Source organism: Pallidibacillus thermolactis (assembly GCF_025660415.1).
GTDB classification, from domain to species: Bacteria; Bacillota; Bacilli; order Bacillales; family Caldibacillaceae; genus Pallidibacillus; species Pallidibacillus thermolactis.
Genome location: NZ_JAOUSE010000075.1, coordinates 1 through 11,566, shown reverse-complemented (window position 1 = coordinate 11,566; position 11,566 = coordinate 1). Strand labels below are relative to the sequence as shown.

At 33.9% G+C, this 11,566-nt stretch carries 8 protein-coding genes; 5 read left to right on the top strand and 3 right to left on the bottom strand.

Annotated elements, in window-relative coordinates; all coding sequences use genetic code 11:
- Positions 1-339: 339 nt before the first annotated feature.
- On the top strand, positions 340-1,884 hold the full coding sequence (locus OEV82_RS15240) for a hypothetical protein (RefSeq protein WP_263062355.1): 1,545 nt from the start codon (positions 340-342) through the stop codon (positions 1,882-1,884).
- A gap of 149 nt (positions 1,885-2,033) precedes the next feature.
- On the opposite strand, the gene OEV82_RS15235 is transcribed toward OEV82_RS15240, so the two are convergent.
- Together OEV82_RS15235 and OEV82_RS15230 are read right to left on the bottom strand one after the other, a co-directional pair.
- Positions 2,034-3,002 (bottom strand): tyrosine-type recombinase/integrase, encoded by a 969-nt coding sequence (locus OEV82_RS15235; protein WP_263062354.1) that lies wholly within the window; start codon positions 3,000-3,002, stop codon positions 2,034-2,036.
- Between the two features lie 3 nt (positions 3,003-3,005).
- The gene (locus OEV82_RS15230; protein WP_263062353.1) at positions 3,006-3,779 is read right to left on the bottom strand and encodes a ParB/RepB/Spo0J family partition protein; all 774 of its coding nucleotides are present in this window, start codon (positions 3,777-3,779) and stop codon (positions 3,006-3,008) included.
- Between the two features lie 953 nt (positions 3,780-4,732).
- Here OEV82_RS15230 and OEV82_RS15225 point away from each other — a divergent pair.
- Complete coding sequence (locus OEV82_RS15225; protein ID WP_263062352.1) at positions 4,733-5,032, top strand: hypothetical protein; 300 nt, start codon at positions 4,733-4,735, stop codon at positions 5,030-5,032.
- A gap of 57 nt (positions 5,033-5,089) precedes the next feature.
- On the opposite strand, the gene OEV82_RS15220 is transcribed toward OEV82_RS15225, so the two are convergent.
- Positions 5,090-5,395, bottom strand: coding sequence for a hypothetical protein (locus OEV82_RS15220; RefSeq protein ID WP_263062351.1), 306 nt, complete (start codon positions 5,393-5,395; stop codon positions 5,090-5,092).
- Positions 5,396-5,756: 361 nt separating this feature from the next.
- Here OEV82_RS15220 and OEV82_RS15215 point away from each other — a divergent pair, with 361 nt between their 5' ends.
- Genes OEV82_RS15215 through OEV82_RS15205 form a run of 3 tightly spaced genes read left to right on the top strand, consistent with a single transcriptional unit; the run spans position 5,757 to position 11,502 of the window.
- Positions 5,757-7,244, top strand: coding sequence for a class I SAM-dependent DNA methyltransferase (locus tag OEV82_RS15215; protein WP_263062350.1), 1,488 nt, complete (start codon positions 5,757-5,759; stop codon positions 7,242-7,244).
- Positions 7,241-8,512 carry a restriction endonuclease subunit S gene (locus OEV82_RS15210; protein WP_263062349.1) on the top strand — a complete coding sequence of 424 codons (1,272 nt, stop codon included), beginning with the start codon at positions 7,241-7,243 and terminating at the stop codon, positions 8,510-8,512. The genes OEV82_RS15215 and OEV82_RS15210 overlap by 4 nt, the downstream gene beginning before the upstream one ends.
- Positions 8,491-11,502 (top strand): type I restriction endonuclease subunit R, encoded by a 3,012-nt coding sequence (locus tag OEV82_RS15205; protein ID WP_263062348.1) that lies wholly within the window; start codon positions 8,491-8,493, stop codon positions 11,500-11,502. The genes OEV82_RS15210 and OEV82_RS15205 overlap by 22 nt, the downstream gene beginning before the upstream one ends.
- The last annotated feature ends 64 nt before the right edge of the window (positions 11,503-11,566 follow it).

The following is an 11,566-nucleotide window of genomic DNA, read 5'->3' as shown; positions in this document are numbered from 1 at the left end:
TGTGCACTTATTCTTTACGTTTAAAATTTTTTTGTTTAACAAACCATGTTAATAACCACTTGTTTTACTGCCAAAGCAGGAACGATAAATTCTAGCTTTTGATATCAAGTAATTTTTTTAGTTTATATTTTTTTATAAACTAAGGAAAAATCATTGTTGAAATATTAATTTTGTAAATGATACCAGTAACATAGCACTAAGTTAATAATAGTAAAGTGATTAATACCATTATTTCATTCTTGGTTATACTTATAACCTTGTATCTTTACTGAGTTTTTGTGCATTTTTGACTATTATTGTAAAATAATAGAAGAGTGATTTTTTTAAGGGGGTAAAGTCTTGGAATTACCAGCAATATCAGTATTTTTTGGTGCAGGTGCAGAAATCGGTTATGGATTACCGTCTGGAGGAAAGTTTGCATTAGAAATTTTTAGAATTTCAAATGAAGAAGATAAAGAATCATTTAGAAGACAAATAAAAGAAATTAATCCGATGTCTCAAATTGCGAGTCAATGGCTCCCAGAAAATTATGCAAGTAAAAGGTTAAATGTTTTTGGTAAGGGTGAATTTGAAGGGCTTATAGCGTCTAGTTTAGAAAATAGAAAAAGTAATATTCTAGAATATCTCAATAATTTCGATATAAAAGTTTCTAAACTTTTAAGTAACTGGAAGGTTAAAGAGACAGTGATTCGTGAGAAGTTTGCAGAGAAAACAGATGAACAATTAGGAGATATGAGATACAATCAAGTAATTAGATTAAATGATAAACTTACTTCTAGTGTACCTTTATTTGAATCTGATTATTTTTCTGCATTTTTACGTTTATTAGAAAAACATCCCAATGATCGACAAATAAAAAGAATAGTACGTGCATTCTTGGAACTATTAATAGGTGCACTAGGTCAAAACCTAGTTTCACAATTAAACGAAGAGTTGTTTACTGCTGCGCCAGATGGATTAAGTGTGTTTGATGATTTATCGGGCATATTCACTTTAAATTATAAGGATGTAGGTCAAACAGGGATGGAAATCGTTATTGATGATTTACCCATTGAAATAGACGAAAACTCAGATGGACTTACTATATTTAGAGAATTGGGGCGTAGCATTTTAGAGGAAATTTATTGTCAAGCGATGGACTATCAGGCATTAATTGATAGTCATTTTAGATATCTATACAATCCCAAGGCACATTGGGCTAAATTTAGTCGAATAGCTATATTCCTTCATACTGTTAGAAGATATATAAAAGATTATGTTACTGTTGATGAAGCAAAATTAATAAATGGGCCTGGTTATTATCATGATTTAATTAATTTAGGCGAGCGTTTTAATTTAAAAGCAATTGGGACAACCAACTACAACAATTTTGTACATCAAGTGATATCTGGCACAGAAATAGAAGAAACACCTATTTTCCATTTAAATGGTGGTGTTAATGAATTCTATGATCCATATAAAAATGAAATTCTATCAAATCCTACTGACGAAGAGAGAGAAGGAAGAATTCTTGTACCTTTTATGTTTACCCAAAGTGGTGTAAAGCCGCTAACTTCTGTTAGTATGTCTCGGAAATATGTAGATCTTTATGATTATTTTAAAGAGTCGGATGTAGTTTGTGTAATTGGTTATGGATTTAATGGAGATGATGGTCATATTAATGGAATGTTTAGAAGTTTGGTCGAAACAGAAAATAAAAGATTGCACATATTTCATTTCCAAACTGATAATCGAACAAAACATCAATTACTAAGGTATTACCAAGAAAGATTACGTTTGAATTCTTATTCAAATATCAAGATTCACTTAGTAGACGAGAATCGTATTTGTGATGGTGTTATTTGGTACGAGAGATTAATTGATGAATTAGTACCGACTACATAATATTTTATTTTAAATGTTTTTGAGTCTACAATTTTTGATGGTTTTAATAATTAAATCATTTAGGTTTTTACTGTATTAACTTATTTAAACAATAAGTCATCCGAGTATTATTTGTAGGAATGTCCCCCCTCATTAGAGGGGGAATAAAATCATTCATTATCTACATTAGTAATAACTGATCCAAGATAAATCAACGTTACATCATCCCGCCCATGCCCCATTTGTTCTGCCACCATTTTACGGGATGTTTGTGGAGAAAAACCTTTTCTAATAAAATCTTGGTATCTTTCTCTGGCAAATGCATGGCGTAGGCCGTGGAATGTTAATTTGGAACGGTAAGTTGTATCATTTAATTGATTATGCCAATTATCAACCTGCTCTGCAAACTTAGATCGATTGTTAATAATCCAATTTTGAATACTCTTTTTTGCTTGTTGATGGTTGCGACCGTGATAAACAAAGAACCGTTCTGAAATAGCTTCTTTTAGGATGCTTGAAATTATCAATCTAGCTTTCTGATTAAGTGGGATATCTCGTAATATCCCATTTTTCGTATTTTTTAAAGACAAGAAGTCATGATGTAAGGCTTCTTTAAGCTGAGTTTTAGTTAAAGCGGTGCATTCTTCTAAACGAACACCGCAATACCTAGCAAGCTTTAGGGCCCATACAACATCGTTTCTATTCATTGATAAAGCAAGGTTTATAGCAGCATGGTACTCATTTTCGGACCAAGCACGCTCTATTACTTTTTTTGTTCTTTTTGCCACACCTAATAGATCATTCCCAACTGTCAGCTTATACCTCGTTTTAGGGGTGAGCTTATGAAGTTTCCTTATTGCAGATAGGTCAGTCTTCAGTGTTGTAATATCTACGTTTGCTGCGACAGATTCTTCAATAAAACTGATGAGATGCTTATCTTGAATATTTCTGAAGTTCTTTGGTCGGTAATGTATGGCAAGGTGCTTACAAAAAGCCCTTAAACCATTCCTATATCGCTCTATTCCGCGAAAGCCTTGTTGATGATTCGTATAATTAAAAATGGCTATCACTTGATTCCAAAGATTATTAAAAATCGCTTGTTGTTTCGTATTCAGTTCCCAATTTCGTTTGTGTGACATATTTTAGTTTTCCTCCTTTTCATTTTCCGTCAATATTGCTGTTAATAGATTTATATAATTTTGTGCATCGTTTTTACTCTTGTCATTAAGGTGATCAAGTAAAGTTCTTATATCTGATAAATATTTTTTGTTTTGCTTTTGAACTTTCTTTTTTAAATAATTCCATGATGATTTATATAGTTCTTGGGAATTCTCTATATTTTTAACGTCATTCTCACAAATTTTAGTGAGGTTTCGTAGTTTTTGATAGTACCTCATCTGTGTTTCTGCATCTTTTGTTGCCAGTTCATATCCGGCTCCAAATGTTAACGTTTTATCTACTAGTAAATCCTTAAATTCATCAATTAAGTTATATAATTTTTTTAACCGTTCAAATTTTGATTTTTTTATCCCCATTGAAATTGCTCCTTCACGTACTGTCTCAATTTGGGACAACTGGTAAGCTTGTTCAATTAACTTTAAGATGTTTTTTTCCATACCACGTCTTAATGAATTATCGGAAATCATTAATTCTAGTATTTCGGTTTGGCTACCATGAACGATTTTACATGGTACCTTAGAATATCTAAGTTCCTTTGCAATATTCCAACGATTATGACCGCATATTATGGTAAAATCTTCAGTTAATAATAATGGCTGTAAAATCCCATGTAACCTAATGTTCTCTTTCAAATCGATGTATAATTCGTCGTTAAGCTTTGAAAATAGTAAAGAGTTGTGCTTGTGTTCCCTAATTTCATTCACGTTTATTTCTAAAATTTCTGTATGAATATTCATTTTATTAGCCTCCAAAAAATATTTTTTAAAAAAGTGCATACTTTACCCATTGACAAAATGACTGATTTCAGGTCTAATTCATGTCAAATCTTGTTTAAAGCCATTTGAATATAAGTAATCTTTAAAATCTATCTCAGTCTATTTATTTGTTAGTGATTAAGTACGAATGTCGAAACCTACAATCGCAGGTGGATGATTTTTTCTTCCATCGACATAGCAATTTCCTGTATTAAACAGGTAACATAAGTTGTTGTTGCTAAGTGCAATTTGTATCGTTTAGTGCACCACTCAATAAAACGATCCGGATATTTTTAAACCGCCTCAGGAAGCGATCGGCTCTTGAATTTAAATGGCTGCCTGCAATTCCATTAACCTTACAATCCGTCCATCTACTTAAGGTCTTCATAGATTCTGGATACGATGTACAACAAAGAGGATGACCGATTTTTGCCATCCTCCACATTCCCAAGTAATTCAGTTATTAGTAAAACTCCTACATTTTTAAACAAAAAAGGTCTGTATAAGGACATAGGTAAACAAACTCTAGTAGTTGAGTTGTTACACTAGTCTTATACAGACCTCATTGGCTGATTATCGACTTTTAAGAATGGTTCTTACGATCATGTATTTACATTTTTCAAACATACTAAGCTAAGGTATAGTTAGCCTTAGTTTCCAGACGCGAACAAATTATTTGTTCCTAGTTTTACCGCATTTGCAGCAACGATAATTTCTATCTCGTGATAGAAAAAAAGAAAAAGATTAAATAAAAGATAATATATATATTATAATTAGAATCATATTTATATGTAATGGTAATTTATGGACATGTTGAAAAATAGAACATATATGAAATAATAAAAACCACCTGGATAACAAATTGGAACGGATTTAGTTCTCGGTAGCTATTAGTTAATTGGAAAATGTAAAAATAATAGAATGAGGGGGAAATTATGGAGGAGATTTCACGTAATATTGGCACTGTACATGACCTTGATGAGTTTGCTCTTATTGCGGAACTAGAAGATTATTATTATAAGCAAAAAAATCGGGAAGTTGAAATTGAGCTTCTGCAAGGTAAAAATACAACAGAAGGTTTATTGAACATAAAAATTGTTGGTAAAAATGGTCAGGAGACTATTCTAGATGCTGATGAATCCTTACAGCTTATTGAACGTGTAACTTCAATCAAGGTAGATGAGGTATATGTTAATTTTGCAGGACACATTGTATATTTAATAGATTTAAAGTAATCCCTCATAAGGACAATAATAAATCCTATATGAGGGATTCTCTATTAATTAAACGAATTATTTAGAATAGAATACTATATCTCCTTTTACATTATGGTAAGTTTCAAAGTATTGATTTATCGCATTTAACAAATCGTTTTTGAACTTTTCATCCACATCATGGAGCTTAAAGAGATAGCTAATACTTTCAATTAGCTCATCTTTGACTAAGTTTCTATCAACCAAATGCTCCACCTCCTCAAGTAATTTTGGATTTTCCTCCTCAATGATTGTTAAAAGATGATAAAATACTACATTTTTACTTTCTTCACTAAGATGATCTTTAAATTTCCAGTATGGCCCCTTTGAATATTTGTTTTTCATCATAATCCCCGCCTTTGTTTGTATTTTCGATTCGTTGGTCATTTTCTCACCTCTTTCGTTGTTATTTAGAGTCAATCAACTCTATGTAACAAGATTAAACGAGGGATGAGAATCAGTCGAATTAGGGAGGGGGTAGCAATATGGAAATGAATCAAAGATGACTTTTGAATACTTATAAAATCATGATGTATGGACTTTTGTATTAAGAAGACAATCAAACCAAGTCTTCTTTGTCATATTTTTTAATGTGTACTTTAATTTTGCATTACAACTTTGTATTTAATCTTTCTATGAGATTCTCAATATAAATTGGTATAATAGAACTATATACAAATAACAAACGCTAAGGAGATAGAGATAAATGGCTACAATTGGTTTTGAGGAAAAGTTATGGTCAGCTGCTGATAAGTTACGAAGCAATATGGATGCAGCGGAATACAAACATGTTGTTTTAGGACTTATCTTTCTAAAATATGTATCGGATACGTTCCAAGAAAAATGGAATGAATTAATGGAAATCGATCCGGATTTTGCCGAAGATCGGGATGCTTATTATGCGGAAGGTGTATTCTGGGTTCCGGAAGAGGCGCGTTGGAACTATATTGCAGAGCGTTCAAAACAACCTGAAATTGGCCAGATTATTGATAACGCATTAGACTTAATTGAAAAAGAAAACCCGACACTAAAAGGTGTGCTTCCTAAAAATTATTCCCGTCCTGAATTAGATAAACGAATCCTTGGTGAAATTATTGATTTATTTTCAAATATAGATGTAGGTGGTAATGGTGCGCGTGAAAAAGATGTATTAGGTCGGGTATATGAATACTTTCTTGGAAAATTTGCGGAAAGTGAAGGAAAAGGTGGCGGAGAATTCTATACGCCAAAAAGTGTTGTTACGTTAATGGTTGAAATGATCCAACCGTTTAAAGGATATGTTTATGACCCATGTTGTGGTAGCGGCGGGATGTTTGTTCAGTCATTAAAATTCGTTGAAGAACATTCGGGAAACCGCTTAGATGTTTCCGTTTATGGACAAGAATCGAACCCGACAACATGGAAACTGGCAAAAATGAACTTGGCTATTCGTGGCATTGAAAGTAATTTAGGTCCGAAAAATGCGGACACCTTCCACGAAGATTTACACCCAACATTAAAAGCGGACTATATTTTAGCGAATCCGCCTTTTAACGCAAGTGATTGGGGTCAACCAAGACTTGTCGATGATCCACGTTGGAAATTTGGTACTCCACCGGCAGGAAATGCCAACTATGCATGGCTTTCACATATGCTTGATAAGTTAGGTCAGAATGGAAAAGCTGCAGTAGTTCTGGCTAACGGATCTTTGTCATCAAACACATCTAATGAAGGAGAAATTAGAAAAAATATATTAAATGCCGATTTTGTCGATACTATTGTCGCATTGCCTGATAAATTATTCTATACAACGGGAATTCCAGTTTGTATCTGGATTTTAAATCGTAATAAGAAAAATAAAGGTAAGACTCTCTTTATTGATGGTCGGAAACTCGGCAAATTGGTAAACCGCCGCTTAAGAGAACTAACAACAGACGAGATTCGAAAAATCGCAGACACTTATCTTAACTGGCAAAATGGTGAAAACTACGAAGATATTCAAGGATTCTGCAAATCAGCAAGTATTGATGAAATCCGCGAACATGATTATATCTTAACACCGGGCCGTTATGTCGGTATCGAAGAAGATGAAGATGACAGTGAACCATTTGAAGAAAAAATGGAACGTCTGACATCCACCCTTGCTGAGCAATTTAGAAAGTCTCGGGAGTTGGAAGAGGAAATTCGAAAACAGCTTGGGGGGGATAGGATTTGAGTTGTAGTATCTGGAAAGAATATAAACTTTCTGATTTAATGACTATTATTGGTGGAGGCACTCCAAAAACAGGTGTTCCGGAATATTGGGGTGGAGATATTCCTTGGTTATCTGTAAAAGATTTTGCAGGGGATAAGAGATATGTATCTGAGACAGAAAAGACAATTACTAAAAAAGGATTGGAAAATAGTTCTACTAAAATATTAAATAAGGGCGATATAATTATCTCTGCGAGAGGGACTATAGGCGAAGTAGCACAGTTACAAAAGGATATGGCCTTTAATCAATCTTGTTATGGGTTAAAAGCAAATGAAAAAACTACAAATGACTTTTTGTATTATTTAATGAAATTTGTTGTCAGAGAGTTAAAAAATAAAAGTCATGGGTCTGTGTTTGATACCATTACAAGAAAAACTTTTGAGAATGTTAGTGTAAAATTACCTCCCTTGGATACACAAGATCGAATTACTAAATTATTATCATCTTTGGATAATAAAATTCAACTTAATAACGAGACTAACCAAACTTTAGAACAAATCGCCCAAGCCATTTTTAAACATTGGTTTGTCGAGTTCGAGTTTCCAAATGAAAAGGGAGAACCATATAAATCAAGTGGCGGGAAGTTTGTTGACAGTGAATTAGGGACGATTCCAGAAGGATGGGGAGTAAAATCTTTAGATCAAATCGCACATTATAAAAATGGCCTAGCCATGCAAAAATACCGTCCTTTAGATGGAGAAGAGTCATTGCCTGTTTTAAAAATAAAAGAATTGAATCAAGGATTTACTGATGAAAATAGTGATCGTTGTAGTTGTAAAATAGATGAAGAAGTAAAAGTTTATGACGGTGATATTATTTTCTCATGGTCAGGAACATTACTTGTAAAAATATGGATGGGTGGAAATGCGGGATTAAATCAACATTTATTTAAAGTAACATCTGAAATTTATCCTAAATGGTTCTATTATTACTGGACGATGTTTTATTTAGACAGATTTATTAGAATAGCAGCAGATAGAGCAACAACAATGGGTCATATAAAAAGGTCACATTTAAAAGAATCTCTTGTCGCAGTTCCTCCAATAGAATTAATTAATGAATTCAATAATTTATTTGATCCTATTATTGAAAAGATTGTGAATACCGGTATTGAGTCAAGATATTTAGGAGAATTACGAGACACTCTCCTCCCCAAACTCATGTCCGGGGAGATCTGTGTTCCAGAAGCTGAAGAGGTGGTGGAGTCATGTTTACAGAAGAGCAATTAGAAAATACGGTGATCGAATATTTTCAAGAGCTTGGGTATCATTATCTCCCTGCCCATCGGCTTCAGAGGGATGAGCGGGAGGTCCTGCTTTTGGACCGATTGGAACAAGCGATAACCAAACTGAATCCGGATATTTCAAACGATGTTCTTCAACAAGTAATGCTTAAACTGCGCCATTTCGATACGAATGATGTGTTTACGAATAATAAAGTTTTCCATCAATATTTAACGGAAAATGTGGAAATTGCCGAGTTCATTGAAGGAGAAACGGTGTATCATCGCATTCGTCTCATTGATTGGGAGCTCCCGGAAAATAATGATTTCCTTTTAGTCAATCAATTAGAAGTGGTTGAACGGGATACAAAGAAAATCCCCGATCTCGTTTTATTTGTGAATGGTATGCCCCTTGTTGTGATGGAACTTAAAAGTACATCCCGGGAAGAAGTAAATATTGAAGATGCCTATAAACAGTTAAAGAATTACATGAACGTCCATATTCCGTCTCTTTTTTTCTACAATGCATTTCTTATAATTACGGATGGTGTCAAGGCGAAAGCCGGCACCATCACAGCACCTTTTGATCGCTTTTCGGCGTGGAAGAAAATTGATATCCATGATGAAGTCATTGAAAATCGTGAACTTGATACGCTAATGTACGGGTCGTTCAATCAGGGACGAATGTTGGACTTGATTCGTAATTTTACTGTATTTACAAATGAAGCAAAAATTATGGCAGCTTATCACCAATATTACGGGATGAAAAAAGCTCTTGACTCCACCATTCGTGCAGTGGCAACCGATGGCCGGGCCGGTGTTATTTGGCATACGCAAGGTAGCGGAAAAAGTTATTCAATGGTTTTCTTGACCGGAAATTTGATTAAGAGTCCAATTTTAAAAAATCCAACTATCGTTGTCATTACAGATCGGAATGACTTAGATGGTCAATTGTTTGGTACGTTCAGTGGTGCGAGTGAATTTTTACGGCAAACCCCTTTACAAGCCGAGAGCCGAAGCCATATTAAAGAGCTACTAGAAAATCGAAAAACGGGCGGGATAATTTTTTCAACGATCCAAAAGTTTGAAGAAGAGACAGGTCTGTTATCGGACCGGAAAAATATTATCGTCATGGTGGATGAAGCCCATCGTTCACAATACGGTGTAGATGCAAAGTATGACCTTGAAACTGGAGAGCAAAAATATGGGTATGCCAAATATTTACGGGGATCCCTACCAAATGCTACATTTATTGCATTTACAGGTACACCGATTGAGACAACAGATAAATCAACTACTGGCCTTTTTGGCGATATTATCGATGTCTATGATATGACACAAGCGGTTCAAGATGGTGCGACTGTTAAAATTTATTATGAGTCACGGATTGCAAAAGTAAAACTCGATGAAGAGAAGATGAATGAAATTGACCGTGAATATTGGAATATGCAAGTCAATGAAGGAGTCGAATCTTACACGGTTGAAGAAAGTCAAAAACGTTTGAGCCGGATGGAACAAATAATTGGTGATACAGACCGAATCCGTCAAATTGTTGCGGATATTATCGAACATTATGAAGACCGAAAAAATCTCGTTGCCGGAAAAGCAATGATTGTTGCCTATTCACGAAAGACTGCTTATAAGATGTATCAAGAGATAATGCGGCAACGTCCGGACTGGGAAGATAAAGTGAAAATTGTAATGACTGAAAATAATCAAGACCCAGAAGAATTAGCAAAATTAGTTGGAAATAAACAGACACGAAAAGAACGGGAAAAAGAATTTAAAGATGTGAATAGTCCGTTTAAAATTGTCATTGTAGTTGATATGTGGCTAACAGGTTTTGATGTCCCTGCTCTTGATACGATGTATATAGATAAACCAATGAAAGCTCACAATTTAATGCAAGCGATTGCGAGAGTAAATCGAGTTTATCCAGGTAAAACAGGTGGACTTATTGTTGACTATATTGGTTTAAAACGAAACTTAATGGAAGCTTTAAAAACCTATACAAAACGTGACCAAGACAATGTCCAAGAAAACGAAGAAGCACGAATTTTAGCTTTAAATATATTAGAAGTTCTTAGAAATATGTTCCATAAATTTGACTATAGTGGATTTTTTGGAAATAGTGATAAAAAACGTTATGATACGATTCGTAACGGTGCTGAATTTGCCCAAGCAACAGAAAAAAGAAAGACTTTGTTTATGCACGAGACTAAAAGATTAAAAGATGTCTATAAAATTTGTACAGGACTTTTAACCCAAGATCAAAAAGATGAAATTTCCTATTTTATCGCTATTCGTTCTTTTATTATGAAGACAACGAAAACTGGTACGCCTGATTTAAAAGAAATCAATGAACGGATTTCTAAAATGTTGGAAGAAGCAGTATTGAGTGATGAGGTTTTAGTTTTAACTGAAGCAACATCATCGGAGAGTTTTGATCTTTTGAATGAAGAAAATATTGCGAAATTACAAGCAATGCCACAAAAAAATATCGCAACTAGTATCTTAATGCGTGTTATGAAACAAAAGTTAAGTAGTGTTAAGAAGACGAACTTAGCAGTGAGCAGAAGTTTTTCTGAACGCTTTGAAAAAATTGTTGAACAATATCATAATCGAACCGATGATATGGATGTATTAGAAGTATTCGAGGAGTTAATTAAGTTCAAAAATGAATTGGAAGAAGCAATTGAACAAGGAAAACACCTCGGCTTATCATATGAAGAAAAGGCATTTTTTGATGTCCTCGGTGCTGATCCAGAGATTAAAAAATTAATGGAAGATAAAAAGCTAATCGCGATTGCCAAAGATTTAGTAGAAACAGTTAGAAAACATCGTACACATGATTGGGATAAAAAAGTACAGGCCCAAGCAAGAATGCGATTATACATTAAGAAGGTTCTCAGGAAACATGGGTATCCGCCAACCAAAGAACCAAAAGCAGTAGAAGATGTATTGGAACAAGCAAAACTTCAAGCTGCTGGGATGTAGAAACTTTGGGTAGTGCTTAAAAAGTGCTACCTTATTGTTTTAATAAAAGTATTTTTCACTTTCC